At 60.7% G+C, this 23,856-nt stretch carries 24 protein-coding genes, 1 tRNA gene and 1 pseudogene; 8 read left to right on the top strand and 18 right to left on the bottom strand.

Features of this window, described 5'->3' with window-relative positions:
* Positions 1-166: 166 nt before the first annotated feature.
* From HJD22_RS09825 to HJD22_RS09780, 13 genes and pseudogenes are all read right to left on the bottom strand, one after another.
* Entirely contained in the window at positions 167-586 is a 420-nt protein-coding gene (locus tag HJD22_RS09825) for a DUF932 domain-containing protein (protein ID WP_248730199.1), read from the bottom strand.
* Positions 587-710: 124 nt separating this feature from the next.
* Entirely contained in the window at positions 711-977 is a 267-nt protein-coding gene (locus HJD22_RS17830) for an acetamidase/formamidase family protein (RefSeq protein WP_254280819.1), read from the bottom strand.
* Positions 947-1,087: an acetamidase/formamidase family protein gene (locus HJD22_RS17825; protein WP_254280834.1), complete on the bottom strand. Its 141-nt coding sequence runs from the start codon at positions 1,085-1,087 to the stop codon at positions 947-949. Before HJD22_RS17825 ends, HJD22_RS17830 begins: the two co-directional genes overlap by 31 nt.
* 133 nt (positions 1,088-1,220) lie before the next feature.
* Entirely contained in the window at positions 1,221-1,655 is a 435-nt protein-coding gene (locus HJD22_RS17820) for an acetamidase/formamidase family protein (RefSeq protein WP_248730198.1), read from the bottom strand.
* Between the two features lie 28 nt (positions 1,656-1,683).
* Positions 1,684-2,865, bottom strand: a complete 1,182-nt coding sequence (locus tag HJD22_RS09815) for an amidase (RefSeq protein ID WP_248730224.1) — start codon at positions 2,863-2,865, stop codon at positions 1,684-1,686.
* A 147-nt stretch (positions 2,866-3,012) separates the two neighbouring features.
* Positions 3,013-3,450, bottom strand: coding sequence for an amidase family protein (locus HJD22_RS17815; RefSeq protein ID WP_248730197.1), 438 nt, complete (start codon positions 3,448-3,450; stop codon positions 3,013-3,015).
* A gap of 104 nt (positions 3,451-3,554) precedes the next feature.
* A pseudogene (locus HJD22_RS17810) lies at positions 3,555-4,411 on the bottom strand (amidase); the annotation flags it as partial.
* A 15-nt stretch (positions 4,412-4,426) separates the two neighbouring features.
* Positions 4,427-4,897, bottom strand: coding sequence for a RidA family protein (locus HJD22_RS09805; protein WP_208655413.1), 471 nt, complete (start codon positions 4,895-4,897; stop codon positions 4,427-4,429).
* 1 nt (position 4,898) lies between these two features.
* Positions 4,899-6,164: a M20 family metallo-hydrolase gene (locus tag HJD22_RS09800; protein ID WP_208655414.1), complete on the bottom strand. Its 1,266-nt coding sequence runs from the start codon at positions 6,162-6,164 to the stop codon at positions 4,899-4,901.
* Between the two features lie 10 nt (positions 6,165-6,174).
* A complete protein-coding gene (locus tag HJD22_RS09795; protein ID WP_208655415.1) occupies positions 6,175-7,449 on the bottom strand; it encodes a TRAP transporter large permease in 1,275 nt (424 codons plus the stop codon).
* 15 nt (positions 7,450-7,464) lie between these two features.
* On the bottom strand, positions 7,465-7,986 hold the full coding sequence (locus HJD22_RS09790) for a TRAP transporter small permease (RefSeq protein WP_208655416.1): 522 nt from the start codon (positions 7,984-7,986) through the stop codon (positions 7,465-7,467).
* Positions 7,987-8,028: 42 nt separating this feature from the next.
* Positions 8,029-9,030 (bottom strand): TRAP transporter substrate-binding protein, encoded by a 1,002-nt coding sequence (locus HJD22_RS09785; protein ID WP_208655417.1) that lies wholly within the window; start codon positions 9,028-9,030, stop codon positions 8,029-8,031.
* A 133-nt stretch (positions 9,031-9,163) separates the two neighbouring features.
* Positions 9,164-10,168: an asparaginase gene (locus HJD22_RS09780; RefSeq protein WP_208656863.1), complete on the bottom strand. Its 1,005-nt coding sequence runs from the start codon at positions 10,166-10,168 to the stop codon at positions 9,164-9,166.
* A 232-nt stretch (positions 10,169-10,400) separates the two neighbouring features.
* Here HJD22_RS09780 and HJD22_RS09775 point away from each other — a divergent pair, with 232 nt between their 5' ends.
* On the top strand, positions 10,401-11,138 hold the full coding sequence (locus tag HJD22_RS09775) for a FadR/GntR family transcriptional regulator (RefSeq protein ID WP_208655418.1): 738 nt from the start codon (positions 10,401-10,403) through the stop codon (positions 11,136-11,138).
* 744 nt (positions 11,139-11,882) lie between these two features.
* On the opposite strand, the gene HJD22_RS09770 is transcribed toward HJD22_RS09775, so the two are convergent.
* Complete coding sequence (locus HJD22_RS09770; RefSeq protein ID WP_208655419.1) at positions 11,883-12,746, bottom strand: YicC/YloC family endoribonuclease; 864 nt, start codon at positions 12,744-12,746, stop codon at positions 11,883-11,885.
* 144 nt (positions 12,747-12,890) lie between these two features.
* On the opposite strand from HJD22_RS09770, the gene rph reads away from it, so the two are divergent.
* Entirely contained in the window at positions 12,891-13,613 is a 723-nt protein-coding gene (rph, locus tag HJD22_RS09765; RefSeq protein WP_208655420.1) for a ribonuclease PH, read from the top strand.
* Between the two features lie 76 nt (positions 13,614-13,689).
* Here rph and HJD22_RS09760 read toward each other — a convergent pair whose 3' ends face one another.
* The gene (locus HJD22_RS09760; RefSeq protein ID WP_208655421.1) at positions 13,690-14,457 is read right to left on the bottom strand and encodes an exodeoxyribonuclease III; all 768 of its coding nucleotides are present in this window, start codon (positions 14,455-14,457) and stop codon (positions 13,690-13,692) included.
* Positions 14,458-14,574: 117 nt separating this feature from the next.
* Here HJD22_RS09760 and pyrE point away from each other — a divergent pair, with 117 nt between their 5' ends.
* From pyrE to rep, 4 genes are all read left to right on the top strand, one after another.
* The gene (gene pyrE / locus HJD22_RS09755; protein WP_208656864.1) at positions 14,575-15,225 is read left to right on the top strand and encodes an orotate phosphoribosyltransferase; all 651 of its coding nucleotides are present in this window, start codon (positions 14,575-14,577) and stop codon (positions 15,223-15,225) included.
* 35 nt (positions 15,226-15,260) lie between these two features.
* Entirely contained in the window at positions 15,261-15,815 is a 555-nt protein-coding gene (locus HJD22_RS09750; RefSeq protein ID WP_208655422.1) for a YfaZ family outer membrane protein, read from the top strand.
* Positions 15,816-15,905: 90 nt separating this feature from the next.
* Positions 15,906-16,394, top strand: a complete 489-nt coding sequence (gene trmL, locus HJD22_RS09745) for a tRNA (uridine(34)/cytosine(34)/5-carboxymethylaminomethyluridine(34)-2'-O)-methyltransferase TrmL (protein ID WP_208655423.1) — start codon at positions 15,906-15,908, stop codon at positions 16,392-16,394.
* Between the two features lie 2 nt (positions 16,395-16,396).
* Positions 16,397-18,460, top strand: coding sequence for a DNA helicase Rep (gene rep, locus HJD22_RS09740; protein ID WP_208655424.1), 2,064 nt, complete (start codon positions 16,397-16,399; stop codon positions 18,458-18,460).
* 90 nt (positions 18,461-18,550) lie between these two features.
* Here the strand turns inward: rep and HJD22_RS09735 are convergent, their stop codons facing one another.
* Positions 18,551-19,366: a cytochrome c5 family protein gene (locus HJD22_RS09735; protein WP_208655425.1), complete on the bottom strand. Its 816-nt coding sequence runs from the start codon at positions 19,364-19,366 to the stop codon at positions 18,551-18,553.
* A 253-nt stretch (positions 19,367-19,619) separates the two neighbouring features.
* On the opposite strand from HJD22_RS09735, the gene HJD22_RS09730 reads away from it, so the two are divergent.
* A tRNA-Arg gene (locus HJD22_RS09730) sits at positions 19,620-19,696 on the top strand.
* A gap of 105 nt (positions 19,697-19,801) precedes the next feature.
* Here HJD22_RS09730 and HJD22_RS09725 read toward each other — a convergent pair.
* Complete coding sequence (locus tag HJD22_RS09725) at positions 19,802-20,194, bottom strand: MAPEG family protein (RefSeq protein WP_208655426.1); 393 nt, start codon at positions 20,192-20,194, stop codon at positions 19,802-19,804.
* A gap of 206 nt (positions 20,195-20,400) precedes the next feature.
* Between HJD22_RS09725 and HJD22_RS09720 the strand changes: the two genes are divergently transcribed.
* Positions 20,401-22,491, top strand: coding sequence for an acyltransferase family protein (locus tag HJD22_RS09720; protein WP_208655427.1), 2,091 nt, complete (start codon positions 20,401-20,403; stop codon positions 22,489-22,491).
* Positions 22,492-22,526: 35 nt separating this feature from the next.
* Here the strand turns inward: HJD22_RS09720 and HJD22_RS09715 are convergent, their stop codons facing one another.
* Positions 22,527-23,783, bottom strand: a complete 1,257-nt coding sequence (locus HJD22_RS09715; protein ID WP_208655428.1) for a M20/M25/M40 family metallo-hydrolase — start codon at positions 23,781-23,783, stop codon at positions 22,527-22,529.
* Between the last annotated feature and the right edge of the window lie 73 nt (positions 23,784-23,856).

The raw sequence follows: 23,856 nt of genomic DNA, 5'->3' as shown, positions 1-23,856 counted from the left end.
TAACCCAATCGTCTTACAAGTGCTATGTAATATTCTGGTCGTCATTGCTCTGCTCAGGATTGCTGAGGGGATGTGGACAGCATCACCGCTGCAACATTGCAGGCCAGAGTCTGCTTGACCCACTTCTCGTGATGGTTGTGATCGGTCTCTCAACATCCGCAGTCGATCAGGCCACCAGCGCCAAGGTCGACTCTAGCGCCTTGTTCTTGAGGCTGGGCCCCTTGGCTGAACCAGGCGGAGCCCCCATGCGGTAGTCGTTGCTGCGGGCCCGCTTGGGATCGAACTCGGTGCTGTGCGAGACCTTCACGCCCTGACTTATGCCGTCCACGGCAATGGTCAGGGTGTTGTTGCAGACCACCCGTACCGAGGTTGGCGTAGCCACGGTGGCAAGCGACCCATCGCAGGACGTGGCCAGCAACAGATAGGCATTGACCTGATCCTGCCCCTTCAAAGCACTCCTCCAGCCGCTGCGGGCCAGTGCCCAGAACTTGCGACCGCCGCCCTTGAGCACGCCAGCCGTCTCCAGCTCATAGCTGGCGTAATCGGTCAGGTCCCGGTAGAACTCCAGCACCTTCTCCGGCTGCACGACCTTTTAGCGCTGCGAGACACAGCGCGAGCAGGGTGGAGGCATATTGGAACTCCTGTGAGGTGTAACAAGCCCAGGGTGGGCTCAGCTCACAGGAGTGATATACATAACTTGTCTAATTAGACTATTCGAAAATAATTCTTGGTAGATAGAACGCCACTACCCAGTTGGGTGCATCTACGATTTCGCTGATCCTCAGGTCGCCGCAGACAGAGCAGAGCATGTAGGCCTGATCGGCCGGCAGGTTGTGCGTCATGCCCAGCCAGTCGATGGCGCCTTCCGCCGCTTGGCGAGCGCCAGTCATCAGGTCGGGTCCTATGCCCGTGAATACCTCATAGCCAGCACCATCCAAGTGGCGCGTCACCGGCCTTGAGGTGCTGAAGCGCGGCATGGCCAGGGGGTATCCTTGATCAGGTCGAGGGTGACGCTGACCTGCATAGCGCATTCTATGGCTGTGCCGCAGACCTCGCCATCCCCTTGGGTAGCATGGGTATCCCCGATTGAGAACAGCGCTCCGGCAACTTCTACTGGCAGATAAATGTACTGCCGGCACTTAGGTCACGAATGTCGAGATTTCCACCGACTCGCCTCGGCGGTACGATGGAGTGTATGCCCGGTGCCGCGGGGGCCAAGCCTATTGTGCCAGCGAAAGTTTGCGGGGAATGCGCGCCTGGCCGCCGTAGGCGGCGGGTGTCCGGGAAGTGGTGTCATAATCCCAGAGGAACAGGCCTGGTGAGGTGAACTGGTCAGCTAGAAGCCCGAATCCGGGAATTATCGCTGTCCAGCCGAAACCCGAAGGGCGAAATTCATTGATCGTGATCTTAAGTACGTCTCCTGGCTGGGCGCCATCAATGAAGATTGGACCGGTGACGGGGTTCAGGCGCTCGAAAGGCATGGCATCGACGTCAGCGGCACTTGACGCGCGGGTAAAGTAGCCACCAGCGGCGTCCTGGCACTCGAAGGTGAGGGTAGCGCCGGGAGCCACGATTTCTGCGGGTGAGTTGGCGTTGCTCCAGCCATGGTGGCAATGCTGGCCGTGAACGGACTTGATGGGCATAGGGTGGGCCATTTCGTCATCTCCTTGTTATTGAAATGAATCAAGGCATCAGCGCGCTGGCGATACTCAAAAGCCGTTGATCCTGATACCGATCGGCAATCAGTTGTATGCCGACCGGCAGGCCTTGGGGCGTCCAGTAAAGCGGCAGGTTCACGCAGGGGACTCCTAGCAACGTCCAGGCGCGTGAGTAGATCGGGTCGCCGGTACTTTCATGACCCTTGAGTGCAACGCCCGGGGCGCTGGGTGCAAGTATCACGTCGAAGCGCTCGGCAAGCTGTGACAGCGCAAGCCTGGCGCGATCGGCAGCCTGCCGTGACTGCCAGTAGCGTTCCAGTGAGAGGTCTTGTCCCTCATCGAGCAGACCTTTCAGGGCCGGACTCATTGATGCTTCGAAGTGGGTACGCTCGCTGGCCAGGGCACGCACGGCTTCATAAGCCAGAATGTTTTGCTGGTGCGTCACGAGGTTATCGAATGAAGCGCCTAGATCGACGGAGCTGATGTGGGCACCCAGCGAGGTCATCTTGGAGGCGGCACTTTCCAAGGCGGCAGTAGCGTCCGATGATAGTAAGGGAGTGCTTGGTAGCCGGCATAGGCCGACGCGCACACCATCGAGCCGCTCCAAGATGGTGATCGGATCACTGCCGGCTAGGGTAGTGAACAGTGTGCGAGTGTCATCCATGTGCCGAGTGAACCAACCCAGGGTGTCCAGTGACGGGGCTAGTGCCTTAATACCGGTGACGCTTAGCGTACCGTGGGTAGGCTTGAATCCCACCACGCCGCAGTAGCTGGCGGGACGGATGATGCTCCCCACTGTCTGGGTGCCAAGGGCCACCGGTACCATGCCGGCGGCGACGGCCGCAGCCGAACCACTCGAGGAGCCACCCGGGGTGCGTGACGGGTCACGGGGATTACGGGTCTTGCTAGGCTGGAAATAGGCGTACTCGGTCGACACCGTCTTTCCCATGAGTAGGGCGCCGAGCTGACTGAGTTGAGTGATAACGGCGGCGTCCATGTCGGATCCGTTGACCCGGTGATATCCTCGGGTTCCCCAAGTGGTGGGTAGGCGTGCCGTGTCGATGATATCCTTGATACCTACTGGGACCCCACACAAAGTAGGGTATGGATCACCTCCATCATACCTCGTGATGACGGGCTCGGGGGCCAGGCATTCCCAGGCCTGGATGTCCGGCTCCAAGGCATCGATGCGTTCCCGGCAAGCCATCCACCAGTCAAGCGGTGAGAATTCTCCCTCAGCGAGCCCAAGCTGAAAGCAAGCTATGGTCATGCGATTCCAATCGGTCATTCGGGTTAGCTCCAAGCTGTCCTGCTGGCTCAAGGTGGACCAGTGATGCCGCAGCCGAGCGGTCGATCAGGGCGCCGGGGGGTCGCCGAGCAGGGAAATGCCGGTACCCAGCTGCACCTCGATGGCTTGGCCGATAGCCAGCAGCCGGGCCTCCTGCCAAGGGCCGGCCAGAACCTGAAGCCCGACCGGCATGCCGGTGTTGTCCTTACCCACAGGCATCGTAAGCCCGCAGAGCCCCATGAAGTTGGCCATCACGGTGTTGCGTAGCGCGTGCATATTGGCTCTGACATAGGCCCCCTCAGGGAGCAGGCTCTCCAGGGTGGGCGGGGTTAGGGCCACGGTGGGCGTGAGCATGGCATCTACATCTGCCAGGCGCGTCGCGGCAGCCATGTAGAGCTTGTCGATGACCGTGCGGCGATGCACATACTCCCAGGCTGGCATATCATCGGCCGCGCTGACCCGGGCGGCGACATTGGGATCCAGGGCCTCAAGCATCTCGGGCATTTCGGTCTTGAGGAATGCTGCCAGCTCGGCCGCGGCCAGCCCCCCTGCTGGAACAACGCGTAGGCCTCATCAGTATGGGGCAATTCCAGTGTGACCAGACGAGCCCCGGCGGCCTCGAGCTGGTGGATGGCTGCCTCGACGGCTTCGGCGACGCCGGGGCTGCAGTCGTCCCAGAAGAAGGCGCCAGGGACCCCGAAGGTGAGATCGGCCAGCACCGGTGGCGAAGGGACACGAGCGGAGTGACGTGTCAGCGTGCCGTCTAGGGCATCGAAAGCAAAGGCCAGGTCGTCCACACGATGGGCTAGCAACCCTGGGGTGTCTAAGGTGGTGGAGAGCGGCACGATCTGGTTTGTCGGCCAGCGGCCGGCAGTGGTTTTGAGGCCGGCGACGCCGGTCATGGCGGCCGGAATGCGTACCGAGCCGGCGGTGTCGGTGCCGAGGGCCAGGCTTGCGGTACCGCCGATCAAAGAGATTCCGGCTCCGGAACTGGAGCCGCCGGGCGTTCGATGGGCTTGTCGATCCCAGGGGTTACGGGGTGTGCCCCAGTGGGCGTTTGTCCCAAGCCTCCAAAGGCAAATTCTACCGAGTGGGTCTTGCCCATAACACTGGGTAGATGGGCGAGCAGGGCTTCGATCATGGGTCCCGGCTGTTCCCACTGCAGGGGCAGTCGCTGGGATGAGCCGGCATAGGTCGGCAAGCCAGGCACGGCATAGATGTCCTTGACCGAGACGGGAATGCCCATCAGTGCGCCTGCATCCCCGCCTTGGCAGATCACGGCATCGGTGGCCTGGGCAAAGGCCGGGGCAGCCTCACCGTTCCAGGTCAGGTAGGCATGGTTATGCTGACAGCGGATACGGTTAGCTTCCAGGGAGGCCTCGGCCAGGGCGGTTGCCGTGAGCTTGCCGCCTCGCAGTTCGGCGTACAGCTCGCGCAGTGGGCGCTTCAGAGGTGAGTCGGTCATGTCGTGGCTCCGGGGTCAGTCGCGAATTTCGAATATCGATTCGACTTCGACGGCCGCATTGCCGGGCAAGGTAGCGACACCAATGGCCGTGCGGGCATGGCGTCCGTTCTCGCCGAACAGGGCGATGAAGAGCTCGGAGGCGCCGTTGATTACCAGCGGTACGTCGTGGAACCCGGGGGCCACATTGACGAAGCCATTCATACGTACACAGCGTACAACTCGGTTCATGTCGCCTTCGACAGCATCGCTGAGCGAGGCCAGCAGGTTAAGGGCACAGGCTTGGGCGGCCAGCTTGGCAGTCTCGAGGTCGAACTCGGCGCCCACTTTACCCGGATAGAGGACCTCTCCGCCCCGCTCGCAGATCTGGCCGGCCAGGAACAGCTGGTTGCCCAGTCGTGACCAGGGCAGGAAGGCACCGCGGGGACGCGGGATGGCGGGGATGGTTAGGCCCTGTGCCGCTACGGCCGCTTCAATGGTCTGGGTCATATCAATTATTCCTTGTCATAAGAAGCTGCTCGACGGCGTGCGCCAGGGCGCGGACTGCGACCTCGGCGTCATCACGCTCGATGTGTTCATCGGGATGGTGGCTGATACCCGCACGGCAGGGCGCGAAGAGCATCGCCGTGGGGCACAGGTGGGCGAGGTGGATGGCGTCATGGAAAGCCCCAGAGACTAGCCGCGGAGCTTGTGGCCAGAAGACCTTGACGCTGGCGTCGAGGAGAGCGACCAAATGGTCGTCAAAGGCCACCGGGGCCACTCGTGAGGTCGCTTCCAGCCGGGCCGTGCAGCCGGACCAGCTTCGAGACGCGAGTTTCTGAAACAGCGTATCCAAGGTGTCCAGCACCGCCGGGTCGGGATGTCGAAGGTCGATGGTAAAGCGGGCCTGTTGAGCGATGGTGTTCACCGAGTTGGGTGATAGGGCAAATTTGCCGATGGTGAAGCGTACCTGGTCATCCTGCGCCGCCACGGCTTCCTTAAGGGCGCCGATCAATGCATGTGCGCCCATGAATGCATCCTGACGCGAGGCCTCCGGCGTGGTTCCCGCATGGTTGGCCTGACCATTGACCTCCACCTCATACCAGTTAACGCCTTGGATACCGGTAACGACACAGACCGGTGCCCCCTGAGCTTCCAATACCGGGCCCTGCTCGATATGCAATTCCAGGAAGGCGTGGGGAACGACCGGCGTTGGCCGAAAGCGGGCCCCGTGAGCCTCAAGCAGCGCCAGACAGTCGGCAAGCGCGTCCTGGAACGTCACCCCGTCATCGTCCTGTGCAGCGAGGATCGTTTCGGTGTCGCGCCGGCCAGCGAACCAGGAGGAACCGGAGGCCCCAGGCGCGAAACGCGCACCTTCCTCGTTAGTCCATGACACTACCTCGACCGGGCGCGCGTGGGTGACCTGTCGTTCGGCAAGAACGCGCAGCACGGCCAGGCCAGCCACCACGCCCAGGCTGCCGTCATAGGCCCCGGCATGGGGCTGGCTGTCGAGATGGCTGCCGATCAGCAGCGGTGGCAGCGAGGGATTCAGCCCCTCCCGCCGCAGGAAGACATTGCCCAAGGCATCGTAATGCGTGCTGCAGCCGAGCACCCGACCTTGATCCATCAGCCACAGCCGGGCTCGATTGTCTTGATCGTCCAGGGCCAAGCGGCGAATGCCGCGAGGTGACAGGGCGCCGATCTTCGACTGGGCCTCGACATCGGCCCAGAAACACTCGCCGTCGACTGCGCATGCCAGGGATGAATTCGTCGGCATAAGCATCTCCTCAGTAGAGTAGCGATGGCAAATAGGTGCTGATCCAAGGCATGTACGTGATGACGATCAGAGCGATCAGCATGATCAGAATCAGCGGCAGGCAGGCCTTGAATACTTCCTGCAGCGACATCTTTGAAATCGCCATGGCCACAAACAGGTTGAGTCCGACTGGCGGGGTGATCATACCGACAGAGAAGTTGACCAAGGTGATGATGCCGAAGTGCACAGGATCCACGCCGACTTGGGCGGCGATAGGCTGCAGCAAAGGCGAGAGCACAATGATGGCCGAGGCACTGTCGAGAAAAAAGCCGGCAATGATCATCACCACGTTGAACAGGGCCATCACTTGGAACGGGTCGTCGGTGAGGGAAAGTACCTGACTGGCCAACTGGGTCGGGGTGCCGGTGATCGCCAGTAGCCATGAAAAGGCCGAGGCGCCAGCGGTGATCAACAGCAGGGTGGCCGATATCAGACCTGAACTGCGCAGGGTGCCGAGTAGGGTGCGGAAGTTGATGGTGCGATAGACCACCATGCCGACGAACAGCCCGTACATGCAGGCAATTGCGGCAGACTCGGTGGGTGTGAAGATGCCGCTGTAAATGCCGCCGAGCAGGATGAATGGTAGGCCCAGCCCCCAGGCGGCCGACTTGAAGGCGGCTCCCACCTGACGCAGTGTCGGAAACGGCGAACGCTCGTACCCCTTGAAAGACGAGTAGACGATGCAGTAGGCGATCAGCAGTGAGCCGATCAGAATGGCCGGTAGCAGGCCTGCCGCGAATAGCCGGCCGACTGAGGTGCCGGTCACCGAGCCGTAGATGATCAAAGCGATGCTGGGGGGGACGATGGGCCCAAGAGTGCCAGAGGTGGCAATCAGGCCGATGGCAAATCGCTTGTCGTAGCCGGCCGCGACCAGGGCCGGGAACATGATCGAGCCGATGGCGACGACCGTGGCGGGGCTGGAGCCCGAGATCGCTCCGAAGAACAGGCAGGAGAGGACGGTAGCTGCCGCCAGGCCTCCCGGCACCCAGCCGACCAGCGCCTTGGCCAAATTGATCAGCTTGTCCGACAGCCCACCGATGCGCATCAGCTCAGCGGCCAGGATAAAGAACGGGATGGCCATCAGCGAGAAGTTGTTCATGCCGGTGAACATGCGCATCGGCACGATGACGGGGTTGGTGGTACCGAAGAATTCGATGGCCAGGAACACGGAGAAGGCCAGCGCCGCGAAAATCGGCAGCCCCAGCAGCAGCACCGCGAAGAAGATGGGAAGAAGTGCCGTGATCATGAGGGTCTCCAGTCGTTAGACGAGCTTGTCTTTTTCGGCGGCGAGCTCTTCGGAGAAGCTGACCGGTGGCTTGGTCCAGGCTTCACGGATCACCCATAGGTAGCGAATGATCAGCAGCACCCCCGACACTGCAATAGGCAGGTAGAACCAGGCCATTGGCAGGCGAAGGGCAGCGGTCAATTGGCCACGTCCCAGCGTGTTGAAATAGAGCTGGAAGCCGTAGTAAGTCATGAATCCAGCAAAGGCGATGCCCAGCAGCGCTGAAATGATGTGCAGCCAGCGATTGATAGAAGGAGGAACGAGGGCATTCAGCACGTCGACGGAGATATGCACGCCGTGGCGGACCCCCATGCTGGCACCCACAAAACTCATGCAGATGATAGAGTAAATGACGACCTCCTCGGCCCAAAAGAGCGAGCCGCTGAAGCCGTAGCGATAGATTACTTGGATGGTGGTGATGATGGTTGCGATCGACATGAACGCAACCATCGCCACGCTTTCCAAGCGATCAATCAATTTATTGAGCGCTTCGAACATGGTAATTCCAATAAGTTAGGAAGGCGTCAATGGAATCAGATATCAATAATCGATACCCACCACGTCATACACTTTGTGAAGGAGGTCGGTGGTCACCACGCTTTCGTACTCCTGGTGAACCGGCATGCTTGCCTCGATAAATGCCTCGCGCGCTTCGGGAGTGATCTCGTTGATCTCTATCTCGCCCTGAATAGCTTCGAGAATTGTCTCTTCGTCCTGAAGAGTGAGTTCGCGAGATGTAGTCCGCCCGTTGTCGAAGGCTTCAAGCATGATCTCCTGTAGATCCTCAGGTAATGAGTTCCAAGAGTCTTCATTAATTACTGCGGCGTAGGCGTGATAGGCATGGTTGGTCAGTGATAGATAGTCCTGCACTTCATGGAACCGCATCGTGTAGATATTGGCCAGTGGGTTCTCCTGGCCGGCTACCACGCCCTGCTGGAGGCCGTTGTAGACCTCTGTGAAGGCCATGGCCGTGGCATTGGCGCCGAAGTTCTGGTAGGTCGAGATAATGATGGGAGCCTGCATGGTACGTATGCGGATTGCCTCGAGATCCTCTGGCCCGGTTATGGGGCGTTCGTTATTGGTCATGTGACGAAAGCCGGCGCCCCAGAAATTGACACCGTACATGTTGTGGTTACTTAGGGTGTCGAGAATCTCTCGACCGACGTCGCCATCCAGCACTTCGACCATCGTGTCGTAATCAGAGATCAGAAACGGCAAGTCCAATATCTGCAGACGAGGCTCGAAATTACCAAGCGTTGCCGAGGGGGGAATGCCGATGTCGACGAGTCCCATTTGAATCTGCTCGATGATCTCCACATCGCCGCCGACCTGAGCCGCCGGCAGTACATTGATCTGGATGCGCCCCTCGGATTTCTCCTCAACCTCCTCCTTGAAGCGAAGGGCTGCCTGACCGTTGGGGGTACTCTCGATCAAGACGTGAGCAAAGCTGAAGGTATGCTCGGCGGCCTGGGCCTGGCTCATACCGAAGGATGCGGCGGCTATTGCGGCTACCAGTGACACTTGGGTCAATTTACTTTTCATTGTCAGCACCTTATTAGGTTATTGGTGTGCATCATTGCATTGTGTTTGACACCGGTTTCACCCGGCGTCACCCGTACGCGGTACGGGCTCTTTCAGCCTGACGCTGCTAGGCGGAGCATGTTGCCGGCCATGCTCAGGCCGTCAGGGTTCGCAGTAATGTGGCCACCTCGCCGGATGGCGATGAGGCGAGAACGGCCGCGAGGGCAAGGCGAGTCTTGCGGGCGCTCAGGTCGGGCACGGCGATGACGCCAGCCGCCTCAAGGCTCGCCAGGCTTCCCATGAATTCGTAGCTCGCATGGACCGGCCCGGTAGGGCAGCTGCTGACTATCACCACCGTGATACCTCTTGCGGTAATGCGTGGTATGACGTCCAGCCATCCCGGCGGTACATGGCCGCGCCCCAAGCCATCAATCACCAGGCCGGTGGCGCCATCTTCGACGGCGGACTCAAGCAGGCTCGGGGAGGCATCCAGATAGGCGGGTAGGATATCCACCCTCGGCAGTGTGGCGTCGGCGGGGAAGTCCCAGTCCATCGTACGAGCGGGGCGAACCGATACCTTCACCCGTTTCCCATCGATATAGCCGAGCGGCCCGGTCTCGGGTGCGGCAAAGCCATTTATTTGGAAGCTGCTGACCTTGCGGACCTGCCGTGCGGCGAAGATCGACTGGTTGAACACCACTAGGGCACCCAAGCCGCGTGCCTGATCACTGGCGGCCACCAGAACTGCGTCCGCTATGTTGCAAAATGCATCCGTACCGGGCTCGTGGGGAGCACGCTGTGACCCGGTGACCACAACTGTCGGAGCGTTGGGGCGGGTGGGCAGGGTGATATCGAGAAAGAAAGCTGTTTCCTCGAGGGTGTCGGTGCCATGGGTGATGACGATCCCCGCCACCTCGGAAGACTGCGCCAGGGTCTGGCACTCAAGATGCAAGATCAGCAGGTCGTCAAGCGTGATGGCGTTGCTGGGCTTCTGCAGCAGGGAGCGGACCTCAATGTCGATGTTCGCGTCTGCCGGCAGCGAGACCCGGCTCATCAGGTCTTCGCCCTGCAGCGCACCGGACCGGTTCCGGCCTGAATCATCCGGGCAACTAGCAATGGTTCCGCCGGTGGTAAGGATTACAATTTTGGTTCTTGTCATTGTTGTCACCATGTCGGGCATGGGCTCTGTTGTTTGTCATGCCGTTTCAGTGTTCAGACATCTGATGTCTGTTGTTTGTGCTCATGCTAGACTCAGTTTCGAGTCGTCTGCAAGCGGGAAATGACAGGACGACCGACTATCCGGTATTAAAGAACTGGTTGCCCAGCAGGTAATTAATTGGCAGACCATGACTTTTTCAATGCAGCACGCCACACCACCATGAGACGCAAGAATGAGTCTGAAACGTCAGCCCACCCTGCCGCTCACCACCATGGAGAGTTTCGGCAGCTCCATCGATCGCAGCTCCGTTGCCCTGCAGCTGCTGGAGCGCATCAAGGGGGCATTGATACGCGGTGACCTCCAGCCCGGCGATTACCTACCATCGGAAACCGAACTGACCCATACGCTCGGGATCGGTAAGTCGAGTGTTCGTGAGGCCATCAAGATGCTTCAGGCTATCGGCATCGTGGAGGTCAAGCGGGGTCAGGGCACCAGGATCTGTCGCGAACCTGGCGATCCTCTGGTGGATCCAATGGCATTTGGCATGATTCTGGCCCGGGGCATGACGCGCGACGTGCTCGAGTTCCGCAAGATGTTTGAACCTGCTTATACCCTGCAGGCCATGCAGAATGCCCGGCCCGAGGACCATGCCCGCATCAAGCAAAGCATCGAGGCGATGGCATCGGCTATCGCCAACGGTGAGCAGACAGCTCGCCACGATGTCGCTTTCCATCGGGCGGTTCTCCACGCCACCCACAACCCCATGACCATCCGTGTAGGCGAGACCTTGATCCAGCTGATCGAGGCGGCACTGGAAACGTCAATGCAGACGCTGCCAGAGGTCGCCCTCAAGGACCATCAAGCTATCTACGCGGCCTTCCAGGCAGGTGATGAGGACGCGGTGAAAGCGGCCATTGAGGTCAGCAGCGAGAGCTGGGAGACCAACCTGACCTATGTCGACGGTACCTGAAAAGGGCACTAATCGCTGGGCCACATTCCAGATTTATCTAAGCTAGAATCGGAAAGTCATGCGATTGCCATTGTTCATGCTCCTCTGAGCACTCGATTGAAGTGGTATTGATAGCCGGCTCAATCAACGCTGCCACCTGGGTCAGAGCCTCTTTCCGCTCCTCGAAGTAGTCGTGACGGTCGTAAAATGCCTTCGACACCTTTCAGCTTGTGGTTCAGGCAGCGCTCCGCCACATGCCCCGGCACGCCAGCGGCAGCCAGCAAGCTGCGGCAGGTGCGGCGCATGTCATGCATCCAGTAGGGGGGGCACCCTTCCTAGGGATCTTGAGGTACAGGCCGTCCCATCGCCGTAGCGCCCCGGTGTGCCTTCCTTGATTAGGGACTGGATCTTCTTTGCAGTTAAGCTACCCATTGGCCCCTCTCAACGTAACGAAGAATATTTGAAACGATTGTGTAAATTTACGGCAGGCGGAATGCTGTGTTGCCCGGCAAATAATTGATCAGAAGGGTATAAATCGTGGAGTCGTCAACGTGCTGCCCTTCGATTGAGGGCGAGCAGCGAGCTGGCAGCGTTTGAAGTGGGGAGTACTCATAGGGGATTTTCGCCTTTATAGTGGGGAGTACCCCAGTGTACTCCCACTTGGCGAGAGCTTAAGCTAGACTTCCATAGATGGCTTTAGACAACGTCCTCGGTAATTTCCTTAAAAAATAACTGCTTGTGGATATTGGTGGATGAGCGAGGACATCACTCGATATTCTGGATCTGCTCACGCATCTGTTCGATCAGCACCTTGAGCTCCACCGCGCAGCGGGTGCTTTCGGCCACGACGGACTTCGAGGAGAGGGTGTTGGCCTCGCGGTTGAGCTCCTGCATCAGGAAGTCGAGGCGGCGGCCCACGGGGCCTTGCAGCTTGAGTTGGCGCTCGACCTCGTTGACGTGGGTGTCGAGCCGGTCGAGCTCCTCGTCGACATCGGCCTTCTGGGCCATCATCGCAAGCTCGGCTTCCAGGCGCTGGGGGTCGAGCTCGGCACGGACCGCCTCCAGGCGTTCGACGAGCAGGCTGCGCTGGCGCTCGAGGATGCCAGGCAGCAAGCGGCGCACCTCAGAGACCTGCTCGCGCACCCCGAGCAGGCGCGTGCGAATCAGCTCGGCGAGTTGTTCGCCCTCGCGGGCGCGGCCTTCGATCAGGTCATCCAGCGCCTGGCTGAATAATGCTTGCGCGGCGGCCTTGATCTCGTCCAGATCGAGGCCATGGCTCTCCAGTACCCCAGGGTGTTCGAGCATGGCGAGCGCGTCGGGCATGGCGACGCCTGGCAGCTCGCTGCGCACTTCCACCAGGATGCGTGCCAGCGTCTTGAGACGCTCGTGATTGATGGCCAGGGTTTCGCCGCCGGCAGCGGGTTCGAAGCGCAGCGTGCACTCGATCTTGCCACGCGCCAGACGGGTGCGCAGGGCATCGCGAAAGCCGGGTTCGAGATCGCGAAGGGTCTCGGGCAGCCGGAAATGGAGATCGAGATAGCGTTGATTGACCGAGCGCAGCTCGAGATGAAGGCTGCCCCAGGCGGCCTCGTGGCTGTGTCGGGAGAAGGCGGTCATGCTGTGAACCATGCTGGCTCCTGGTGCGCTGTGGCCAAATCATGCATCGGAAGAAGGGCGCCAGTGTAACCGATTCACGGGCGTGAACGTGTAGAATGGCGCCTGGTACCGCCTTGGCGGCTAGTGAACCGTAGCATGTTTGTTTCGAGAGGATATATGCGCCCCAGTGGACGACGGCCCGACCAGGCTCGCGAGATTCGCCTGACCCGAGAGTACACCCGCCATGCCGAGGGCTCGGTGCTGGTCGAATTCGGCGACACCAAGGTGTTGTGTAACGCCAGTGTGGAGGCGGGCGTGCCGCGCTGGCTGCGCGGCAAGAACCAGGGCTGGGTGACGGCCGAATACGGCATGCTGCCTCGCGCCACGCATACTCGGGGCGGCCGTGAGGCGGCCCGTGGCAAGCAGGGCGGCCGTACGCTCGAGATCCAGCGGTTGATCGGCCGTTCGCTGCGCGCGGCGGTGGATCTCAAGAAGCTCGGTGAATTCACCATCACTGTCGACTGCGATGTGATCCAGGCCGATGGCGGTACGCGCACGGCATCGATCACTGGCGGCTGTGTAGCGCTGATCGATGCGATCCGCTATCTGCAGCGCAAGAAGCTGATCAAGCAGGACCCCTACAAGCAGCTGGTCAGCTCGGTGTCGGTGGGTATCTTCCGCGGTACGCCGGTGGTCGATCTCGACTATCCGGAAGATAGCGGCGCGCAAACCGACATGAACGTGGTGATGACGGAGTCGGGGGAGTTGATCGAGGTGCAAGGGACCGCCGAGACGGCGGCCTTCTCGCGTGGTGAGCTCAACGCCATGCTCGATCTGGCGGAGCAGACCGGGGCCAAGCTGTTCGAGCATCAACGCGAGGCGTTGGGCATTCGGGGCTAGTGTTCGCAAGCCACCCACGCAAACACATGACGCCGGCGGAAGCCGGCGTCATGTTGACGGAACGCAGGGGGTGAGCTTAGAGCTCTAGGTCGTACTCGACGATCAGCGGCGCGAACTCGGAGAAGGTCGCGTCGTAATCGATCCAGGCATCGACCACGTGACGGCGGAAGTTGGGGCCAACCATCTGGTAGTCGAGACGCCACCCCTCCTGACGCGAACGCTGCTGATCCTGATCCAGCGCTGGCCACCAGGTGTGTTCGCCGGCGTCGCGGTTGATCTCGCGGAAAGTGTCGATAAAGCCGGTCGGGCCCAATACCTGATCCATCCAGGCACGCTCCTCGGGCTTGAAGCCGGGGGTGGTCTGGTTGTCGGCCCAGTTGGCCAGGTCGACGGTCTTGTGGGCGATGTGCCAGGTGCCGCAAATGATGTATTCGCGACGCTTGCGCGCCATCTTGCCCAGGTACTCCTGATACTGCGCCATGAAGGCTTCCTTGGCACCGGGATCGCTGCCGTCGGGCATCAGGAAACTGGCGATGCTGAAGCGGTCGTAGTCGGCCTGCAGGAAGCGCCCTTCATGATCGCACTGCTCAAAGCCCAGGCCGTACATGATGGCTTTGGGAATCTTGCGGCAATAGAGGCCGACCCCGGAGAAGCCGTCCTGCTCGGCATCCAGAAAATAACCCTCGTACCCTTCCGGGTAGAGGATGGCGTCGTCGAGTTCAAAGCTCTTGGCCTTGAGATTCTGCACACAGACGACATCGGCATCCTGGTTGGCCAGCCAGTCGAGAAAGCCTCGTCCGACCGCTTCGCGGATGCCATTGACATTAATGCTGGCGATTTTCATACATGGTCCCTTTTCCGTCGCGCCTGTATGATACCCGACGTTTCGACGTTTAGGTAAATGGCCTGAGCTAATGATCATGATAGGGGACTTAGCGTGAGTAGGGGGGAATCGAACGGCATGCAGGCGTATCAGCGAGAATTCATTGAGTTCGCTATCTACCAGGGCGTGTTGCGCTTCGGCGAATTCACGCTGAAGTCGGGTCGGGTCAGCCCCTATTTTTTCAATGCTGGCCTGTTCAAAAGTGGTGCCGCCCTGGCCCGGCTGGGGCGCTGCTATGCCCAGGCGATCGAGGCCAGCGGGCTTGAGGCCGACGTGCTGTTCGGTCCCGCCTACAAGGGCATTCCGCTGGCGGCGGCCACCGCCGTGGCGCTCGCCGAACATCATGGCCGCGACCTGCCCTTCGCCTTCAACCGCAAGGAGGCCAAGCAGCACGGAGAGGGTGGCAATATCGTCGGGGCCGAGCTTGCCGGACGCATTCTGATCATCGATGACGTGATCACGGCCGGCACCGCGATCCGCGAAGTGATGGCGCTGATCGAGGCCGCCGGTGCCCAGGCCGCCGGAGTGGTGATCGCCCTGGACCGTCAGGAACGTGGCAATGGCGAGAAGAGCGCCATTCAAGAGGTTGAGGCCACCTACGGCATGCCGGTGGTCAGTATCGTGACGTTGGACATGGTGTTGACCTACCTGGAGCAGCATGACGGCGCGCTGCAGCAGCATGCCGAGGCGATTCGCGCCTACCGGGCGCAATACGGCATCGGATCCTGAATACACGACCAATACGCTGACTGGATGGATGAACGATGAAGAAATTGTCTCTATGGAGTGCGGCGCTGCTCGGCGCCATGCTCGGCCAGGGTGTCATCGCTTCGAGCCTGGATCTCAACCTGAGCAGCGACGCCGTGCAGTTCGAGGCGGCAGGCGAGCTCGCCCCGGGCATTGCCCTTGGCGGCGGCATTCTGCATAGCGAGTACCGTGAAGACGCGACCATGGGCCATATCCAGCTGCTGGGTGTGGAGCGCAATAGCGATATCGATATCGGTGTCGGTGCGCGGTGGAGCCAGTTCGAGACCGATTATGGCGATGGCGGCGGCTTGGGCCTGGGTGGCTATGGTTATGTCTACCTGCCGCAGATGCCAGGCGTCTCGTTGGGCGGTTACGGTTTTTACACGCCAAGCGTGGTCACCAGCAGCGACCTTGACGACAGTTTCGAGTATGGCTTGCGGGCGCGTTACGCCTTTACGCGCAATGTCGATGGTTACCTCGGCTACCGTCGCCTGCGCGCCGATTTCGACACTTCGCCAGGCACGCAAACCTTGGATAGCGGTGCCCATGCCGGGGTGCGCCTGAATTTCTGATCGCATCGACCGGATACGCCAACGTGCCCCTGCGGGGCCCGTGTACGTTCCCGGCTTGTGTCGGGACACTCCGATCCAGCAGGACTGTCCATGCTTGATGTGGTGCTCTTTGAACCCGAGATCCCGCCCAATACCGGCAATCTGATCCGGCTGTGCGCCAATACCGGCTTTCGCCTGCACCTGATCGAGCCGCTGGGCTTCGTGCTCGACGACAAGCGGCTGCGCCGTGCCGGGCTCGACTACCATGAGTGGGCCGCGGTGCGTGTCCACCGCGACTGGTCAGCATTCGTGGAGTCCGTGGCGCCCCAGCGAGTTTTCGCCATCTCCACCCGGGGCCGCACCGGCTACCATGAGCCCGCCTACCGCCCAGGCGATGCCCTGCTGTTCGGCCCCGAGACCCGCGGCTTGCCCCAGGCGATGCTCGATGCGCTGCCCGAATCTCAGCGTCTGCGCATCCCGATGCTGCCTGACAGCCGCAGCCTGAATCTCTCCAATGCCTGTGCGGTGATCGCCTTCGAAGCCTGGCGACAGTTCGGTTTCGCGGGTGCCGTCGATGTCGGTGTCGCCGACAAGGAGTAAGCATGTCGATCCGCCAACGCCTCGCCAAGCTCAACCCGCGCCAGCAGGAAGCGGTGTGCTATATCGACGGCCCCTGCCTGGTACTGGCCGGGGCCGGTTCCGGCAAGACCAGCGTGATCACCACCAAGATTGCCTACCTGGTGCAGGAGTGCGGCATGAGCGCCCGGCGCATTGCCGCGGTGACCTTCACCAACAAGGCGGCCCGGGAGATGAAGGAGCGGGTGGGGCAGATGCTCAAGGGCAAGGAGGGGCACGGGCTCACCGTCTCGACCTTCCATACCCTGGGGCTCAACATCATTCGCGCCGAACTCAAGGCGCTCGGTTACAAGCCGGGCTTCTCGCTGTTCGACCCCGAGGACGCCAAGGCCCTGCTGCGCGATCTGATGAACAAGGACGCCCAGGTCGATGCCGAGCAGATCAACGCCGTGCAGGGCCAGATCTCGCAGTGGAAGAACGATCTGGTGATGCCGGGTGATGCACTCTCCCATGCCATGGATGAGGACGAGCAGTATGCCGCACGGGTCTATGAAGCCTATGGCCGTCACCTCAAGTCCTACAACGCCGTCGACTTCGATGACCTGATCCTGCTGCCGGTGGTGCTGCTCAAGCGCGATCCCGAGGCGCTGGCCCGCTGGCGGCGCAAGATCCACTACATGCTGGTCGATGAGTACCAGGACACCAACGTCACCCAGTATCTGCTGGTCAAGCTGCTGATGGCGGAGCGCTCGACCTTCACCGTGGTGGGCGACGACGATCAGTCGATCTACGCCTGGCGCGGGGCGCGCCCCGAAAACCTGGTGACTCTGGGCGAGGACTTCCCGCGCCTCAAGGTGGTCAAGCTCGAGCAGAACTACCGCTCCACCGGCACCATCCTGCGCGCCGCCAACACCTTGATTGCCAACAACCCCCACGTCTACGACAAGACGCTGTGGTCGGAGATGGGCCAGGGCGAGGCGATCCGTGTGGTGGTCAATCGCCACGAGGAGGCCGAGGCCGAGCGCGTGGCCAGCGAGATCCTCACCCGGCGCATCAAGGAGTCAGCCTCCTGGCGCGACTTCGCGGTGCTCTACCGTGGCAACTTCCAGGCCCGGCTGCTGGAGCTCAAGCTGCAGCACTACCAGATTCCCTACAAGCTCTCCGGCGGCACCTCGTTCTTCTCGCGCAACGAGATCAAGGACGCCATGGCCTACCTGCGGCTGCTGATCAATCCCGCCGACGACAACGCCTTTTTGCGCATCGTCAACGTGCCGCGCCGCGAAATCGGCCCCGGCACCTTGGAGAAACTCGCCAACTACGCCACCGAGCGCGGCTGTTCGCTGTTTGCCGCCTGCCATGAGCTGGGGCTCGAGCAGCAGCTGCCGGTGCGGGCAGTCGAGAGGCTAGGCAGGTTTACCCACTTTATCGATGGCGTGCGCCGGCGCATGGACAGCGGCGATGCCATCGCTGCCATTCGCGGCATGCTGCATGAAATGGACTACGAGGCGTGGCTCTACCAGAACGCCAGCGCCCCGACCATCGCCGAGCGGCGCATGGCCAACGTGTGGATCCTGATCGATCAGCTCGAGAAGTCGATGCAGCGTGATCCTGAAGAGAGAGGCGAGGAGCTCAGTGCCAGTGAGGAGACCGAGACCGACAGTGTCGAGGCTGCCATCGCACGGCTGGTACTGCGCGATATCCTCGAGCAGCAGGCCGAAGAGGATGACTCCGACCGGGTGCAGCTGCTCACCATGCACGCCTCCAAGGGACTGGAGTTTCCGCATGTCTACCTGATGGGGTGGGAGGAGGAGCTGTTGCCGCACCGCAACGCCATCGAGGCCGGCACGGTAGAGGAGGAGCGCCGCCTGGCCTATGTCGGCATCACCCGCGCGCGGCGCACCCTGACGCTGACCCTGGCCCGCCAGCGCAAGGCTTACGGCGAGTTGATGGATTGTACACCAAGCCGTTTTCTCGATGAGCTGCCGGCGGAGGATCTCGACTGGGAGGGGCGCGCCGACAAGGAGGATCCGGAAAAGAAACAGGCGCGCGGCAAGGACGCCCTGGCCGGGATTCGCTCGCTGTTGAACTAGGCGCTCTCGCAATGCCAGGGTGAGCGGCCCTGCCGCAAGAGGGGCGCCATCAGGCGCCCCTCAAAGCAATGACCGTCAATACTCAGGTCATCATTCGGACTCGGCGACCATATAGTCGACGATCGCCTCGACCTCCTCGTCGGAGAGCGACATGTTGCCCCCCTTGGGCGGCATGGCACCGATACCGTTGATGGCGTGAGCGTAGAGCTCGCTGATGTCCTGCTCCAGACGCTCGCCCCAGTCACCGGCCTCGCCCAGCCGCGGCGCTCCGGCGGCTCCGGTACCGTGGCAGGCGGCACAGCCGCCGCCGGCGTAGAGCGCTTCACCGTCGAGACCATTGCCGTTTCCGGCCGTCTCTTCTTCGGCCGGAGCTGCCTCGGCGTCAGCTTCGCCCTCGGTCGCGGCGATGTCAGCCTCACCCTCGGCTGCGCCCTCTTCGGCAGTGGCCTCCTCGCCGCCGATTTCGGGCAGATCGTCCATCACCGGCTCGAGCAGGTGGTTGGCCGCGGCCATCACTTCCTCGTCGGAGAGGTTGGGGTTGCCGCCGCGCGGGGGCATGGCCCCGATACCGTTGATCGAATGCTCATAGAGCGTCTCGATGCCCTGATCGATGCGCGATGCCCAGTCGTCCTCGGTGCCGCGCACCGGCGCACCGGCGGCACCCGTTTCGTGACACGCCATGCAGACGCTGTTGTAGATGCCTGGTCCATCGATGCCGCCAGCGTCACTGGCGGGGGCTGCCGCAGCGGCGGCGGTTCTGCCACACTCTTCGCCCTGAAGGCAGAGCTGGCCGACTGGTCTGAGACGCTCGGCCATCGCATCGCGGTCTACGTTGGCATGGACGGTAGCAGCCCCAAAAGCCACGCCGAGGGTGGCCAGACACCCCATGATCAGTTTGGAATTCACTCTCACCACCTCTTTACGGTCTGCATTCGAAAACGCGTTGATGCTGTTGTGATTGGGCGCTTCTTGACACGCTAACGCCATGCTGCATGGCGGGTAGTATACCGGCAAGCGGTTGGACAGGAAAATGCTCTGAGAAGCGGCTTTCGACTAACGCAGGCAAGATTGGTCAGCTTGCCTTAGCGGGGGGCGCTGGACACTCGTCAGACAGACGGTTAGCATTGTGGCCGCCGTGGTACAGCGTTGCCATGGATACGCGCCCATAGCTCAGCTGGATAGAGTACTGCCCTCCGAAGGCAGGGGTCGCAGGTTCGAATCCTGCTGGGCGCGCCAACGAATTCCAAAGGGCCTGTGAGCAATCGCAGGCCTTTTCTTTTCCAGCGTATGTTTTTCAGACCCACTGGTATACCTGGCTACGCCAACAAAAGATTCAAGGGATCAGAAGAGCACAGCCAGCAACACCAGGCAGAGTCCCAGCAGGGCAAGCATCCACACCAGCGAGCGTATCCATGGTATGCCCAGCGCATACAGCGGGACATAAGCCACCCGGGCCAGGAAATAGAGCCAAGCGCCCCATAGTGTCAATGTGCCGTTCTGGCCGGCCACGTGGGCGATCAGTATCGCACCGATAAACAGTGGCAGCGTCTCGAACAGATTGCGTTGGGCACGAAACAGCCGCCCCGTGACTTTGCCCATTGGCGGCCCCGACGCGTCTCGTGGGCCGGCATTGTAGGTCATGCCGGTTTCCCTGTTTCGCCACATGGCCGGAAGCAGGGTCTGCACGATGGCCAGCGCAAGGGTCCAGCCAAGCAGCGTTAGTTCCGTGGTCATTGAGCTCTTCTCCTTTAAGCCTCTAGCGTCCGCATTTGTCAGCAAGCAATACTTATTGGCTAATATTAAAGTGCGCTGACATTTAGTAATGATAGCTAATTTAATTTTTTCAAAATTAGTTATAATCACGCATAGTTGCTGATGGGTGACAATGCATTCCCCTTTTCTCCTTCCAGGTCATTGCTGTTCCTTACAGGAGCATAATCGTGACTGCCTTAGCCGATACGCCGTCGTTTCGTTATGACATCAATGGACTTAGAGCCATTGCTGTCGTGGCCGTGGTGCTTTTTCACTTCAATGTGCCGGGCTTCGCCGGGGGATTCGTCGGAGTCGATGTGTTCTTCGTGTTATCGGGGTTCTTGATGACCTCGATTCTGGTAAAGGGATTGGAGCGAAGGGGTAGCCAGCTCCACCGAGGTGCGACAACGTTTTTATGGCATTTTTATGTGGCTCGAGCTCGACGTATCCTGCCGGCACTCCTGTTCCTGCTATTGGTGTTGCTGATCGTTGGATGGTGGCTTCTGCCGCAAGGGGAGTATCGCGCTCTGGGCAAGCACGCTTTTTCAGCGCTGACCTTTCTCTCCAATGTGATTTTTTGGCGTGAAGCAGGCTATTTCGATACGGCTTCACATGAAAAATGGCTTTTGCACACCTGGTCACTCTCGGTGGAGTGGCAGTTCTATCTCCTGCTTCCCGTGGTCCTGATGCTGGTCTGGCGGCTGAGGCCAGGTCGAGTGATGCTGCTGTACGTGTTAGCTGCGGGTATCGCTGCCTCTCTGGCACTATCGATATGGGCCACCGAGCGCTCCCCTTCGGCAGGCTTCTTCATGCTGCCGACTCGAGCATGGCAGATGTTGGCCGGGGGGCTGGCCTTCCTGTTGGCAGATAAGGTCACGCTCCGGCAAGTGCAGGCACGTTGGCTGGAGATCATCGGTCTTGGGTGCATTGGGCTTGCCCTTGTTCTGTTCGATGGGGGCACGCCCTGGCCTGGCGCCAACGCGCTGCTTCCGGTTGTCGGGGCAATGCTGGTCTTGCTGAGTGCCAGACAGTCGGCATGGGCCACGCTTCGCATGGTGCAATGGCTGGGCTTGAGCTCCTATTCGATCTATCTATGGCATTGGCCAGTCTTCGTGGGCCTGTACTATCTCGAGATCAATGGCAGCGCCTTGGCGGTCGGCATTGGCCTCTTGTTGTCACTGCTCTTGGGGGCGCTCTCCTATCACCTGATCGAGAATACGAGCCGTCACTGGATCAGTCATGATGGTTTGGTCAAGAAGCCGGCATTGATCGCGGCCTTCGCTCTGTTGGTGGCAACGCCGGCACTGGCCATTTATCACATGGAGGGTGTCGATGGGCGCATGCCCCAGGAGGTGGAGTCGATCTATGCCGAAACCTTCAATATCAACCAGCGGCGTGAGGAGTGCCACCATAGCAAGGGGGAGGATTTTCCGTGGTGTACCTTCGGCGGGAATGATATTCGCGCAATAGTGGTGGGAGACAGTCATGCCGCCTCGGTCGTCACGGCGGTTCAGGCGGCCTTGGGTGGTGATGATGCCGACCCCCATAGCCCCGGAATCCTCTACAGTAGCCACTCGAGTTGTCCTACCCTTTTCGACATCAAAAGAGAGACTCACGATTGGACCTGCGCGAAATTCAATGACTTTCTTGCCGAAAAGATTGCCGATTTGCCGGCATCGATCCCGGTGATCATCGTCAACAGTGGGGGGTACTTTCAGATCCCAGACGTTGGTGAGACGCTCAAGCCTACGGTCTATTTCGACAAGCCCCATGAAGAGGTAACGCCGGAGTTCATTCGGGAGTATCAGCAAGCGATGATTGCGAGTACCTGCCGCTTGGCAGCTGACCACGCTGTGTACCTTCTGCGACCAATACCGGCGATGCCAGGTGATGTGCCCAGAGTGATGGCCAGGCGGGCATTGCTGGGCTTGGATGGCGAGATGCGTATCACGCGTGATGAGTATGTCGAGGATACTATGGCGATTTGGGAGGTACAGGATATCGTGGATGTTTCCTGTAATGTCGAGGTGCTAGATACCGCCGCGTATTTATGCGATGAGACGTTCTGTTATGGCAGTGAAGCGGGCAGGCCCCTCTATTATGACAGTGGCCATATCTCGGAATACGGCAATCGTAAGCTGATCCCCATGTTCGAAAATCTGGGGCTTACCACCGATCACCGGCTGGGTATGCAGGCTGACCGCACGGCGCCTCATGATCGGCAGACCGATAACGATGCCCATCACATGGCGGTACTGCCCGATAGAGGCCGTGGATAACCTCTATCGGGTGCTTCAATGATTTGAGGTGCTAATTACTTCTCTTTCTGCTCCTCATCGAGCTTGGCCGAGCCCTGGTGTGACAGAGGACCTGCCTGATCGAGGCGCGGGTGATTGTCGAGGAACTCGCGGTGGGGGTCGGGCAGTGCATCCAGCGCCTGGACGGTGTAGGTCAGGGCATGTACCGCCGCCAGCAGGTCCTGGGTGTTGCCGGTTTCCGAGATCGTGTGCATGTTGCGAATCGGGAAGCCGATGGACGTGGCGGCACAGTCCACGGCGGCCAGTACGCCGGCCATGCCGTCAGTGCCGGTATCGGCGCCCACCATATCACGCTGCAGGGGGATGCCGTGTTCCCTTGCCGTGCTCTCGATGACCCGGTTGAGCTGCTCGCTGGCGATGGCGCCAACCGACATGGTGAAGCCCTTGCCCATCTCCAGCGGCTGCATGCGCCGGTCTCCGATACCGGGTGCGGCGACATAATCATGGTTGACGTCCACGCCGATGACCACGTCCGGCTTGAGCTCGCCGGCCAATACCCGGCTGCCGAAGCGGCCGATCTCCTCGTAGCTTGCTATGGCGAAGAGCACGCGCACCTGCTTCGTGCCGCCCGACTCGGCGATCAGGCGTGCCACCTCGGCGGTGACGAAGCAGCCCAGGCCGTTGTCCAGATAGGCACCGTAGAAGGTGTTGGGACTGAACCCGGGGCGGATGGGGCGATTGAAGATGATCGAATCCCCGGGGCGAACGCCCAGGTTCAGCACCTGCTGCTTCTTGTTCTTACCGTGAATCTGCAGATCGAGATAGATCTGCTCCTTCTTGATACCCTTCTCGCCGGTGCGGACGGCCGGGTCGGAGAAGTGGATGGCACCCAGCGCCTCCACCGTGCCACCCTCGATGATCCGATAGCTGCCCGGCTTCTCCGGGTCCTCGCTGAACAGCTTGACCTCATGACCGATCAGCACCGTGGGCAGGAAGGAGTCGGTATTGATCCAGATCTTGCCGTCGTCGCCGATGCTGCGCACCTGCATACGAATCTTGTCGGCATGGCCGATGATCATCACCTTGAACAGGTCGTCCCGGCCCGGATGGGTGTCCAATACCACGCCGGCATGCCCCTTGAACTGGTGCATGTGCCAGTCGCTGGGCGCGAAGGTATCGAAGTAGGGCTTGAGTACGCCATAGGTCATGGCCCCCTCCAGCCCCACCGGGCTCGGGGCGTCGAGAATGCTGCGCATCAGCTCGAACTGCTGTGCCGGCATGGGTTGGGACCAGGACTGATTCGTCTCGCTCATGGGTTCACTCTTCACGTTGATCGGTCAGGGAATGGTAGTCGATTCAGGCAATCGATGGCTTGATCGATCGCCT

The organism is Halomonas sp. TA22, from assembly GCF_013009075.1.
In the GTDB taxonomy this organism is placed as follows: Bacteria; Pseudomonadota; Gammaproteobacteria; order Pseudomonadales; family Halomonadaceae; genus TA22.
The sequence above is the reverse complement of the archived record's forward strand: the minus strand, read 5'-3'. Positions and strand labels throughout refer to the sequence as shown.

Coding starts and splice junctions, on each gene's coding strand:
- rph (WP_208655420.1), top strand. CDS start 12,891: ATGCGCCCCAGTGGACGACGGCCCGACCAGGCTCGCGAGATTCGCCTG.
- HJD22_RS09715 (WP_208655428.1), bottom strand. CDS start 23,783: ATGAGCGAGACGAATCAGTCCTGGTCCCAACCCATGCCGGCACAGCAG.
- pyrE (WP_208656864.1), top strand. CDS start 14,575: ATGCAGGCGTATCAGCGAGAATTCATTGAGTTCGCTATCTACCAGGGC.
- HJD22_RS09775 (WP_208655418.1), top strand. CDS start 10,401: ATGAGTCTGAAACGTCAGCCCACCCTGCCGCTCACCACCATGGAGAGT.
- trmL (WP_208655423.1), top strand. CDS start 15,906: ATGCTTGATGTGGTGCTCTTTGAACCCGAGATCCCGCCCAATACCGGC.
- HJD22_RS09800 (WP_208655414.1), bottom strand. CDS start 6,164: ATGCCGACGAATTCATCCCTGGCATGCGCAGTCGACGGCGAGTGTTTC.
- HJD22_RS09815 (WP_248730224.1), bottom strand. CDS start 2,865: ATGGCTTGCCGGGAACGCATCGATGCCTTGGAGCCGGACATCCAGGCC.
- HJD22_RS09770 (WP_208655419.1), bottom strand. CDS start 12,746: ATGGTTCACAGCATGACCGCCTTCTCCCGACACAGCCACGAGGCCGCC.
- HJD22_RS09790 (WP_208655416.1), bottom strand. CDS start 7,986: ATGTTCGAAGCGCTCAATAAATTGATTGATCGCTTGGAAAGCGTGGCG.
- HJD22_RS09785 (WP_208655417.1), bottom strand. CDS start 9,030: ATGAAAAGTAAATTGACCCAAGTGTCACTGGTAGCCGCAATAGCCGCC.
- rep (WP_208655424.1), top strand. CDS start 16,397: ATGTCGATCCGCCAACGCCTCGCCAAGCTCAACCCGCGCCAGCAGGAA.
- HJD22_RS09805 (WP_208655413.1), bottom strand. CDS start 4,897: ATGACCCAGACCATTGAAGCGGCCGTAGCGGCACAGGGCCTAACCATC.
- HJD22_RS09725 (WP_208655426.1), bottom strand. CDS start 20,194: ATGACCACGGAACTAACGCTGCTTGGCTGGACCCTTGCGCTGGCCATC.
- HJD22_RS09795 (WP_208655415.1), bottom strand. CDS start 7,449: ATGATCACGGCACTTCTTCCCATCTTCTTCGCGGTGCTGCTGCTGGGG.
- HJD22_RS09750 (WP_208655422.1), top strand. CDS start 15,261: ATGAAGAAATTGTCTCTATGGAGTGCGGCGCTGCTCGGCGCCATGCTC.
- HJD22_RS09760 (WP_208655421.1), bottom strand. CDS start 14,457: ATGAAAATCGCCAGCATTAATGTCAATGGCATCCGCGAAGCGGTCGGA.
- HJD22_RS17820 (WP_248730198.1), bottom strand. CDS start 1,655: ATGGCCCACCCTATGCCCATCAAGTCCGTTCACGGCCAGCATTGCCAC.
- HJD22_RS17830 (WP_254280819.1), bottom strand. CDS start 977: ATGCCGCGCTTCAGCACCTCAAGGCCGGTGACGCGCCACTTGGATGGT.
- HJD22_RS17815 (WP_248730197.1), bottom strand. CDS start 3,450: ATGCCCGAGATGCTTGAGGCCCTGGATCCCAATGTCGCCGCCCGGGTC.
- HJD22_RS09780 (WP_208656863.1), bottom strand. CDS start 10,168: ATGACAAGAACCAAAATTGTAATCCTTACCACCGGCGGAACCATTGCT.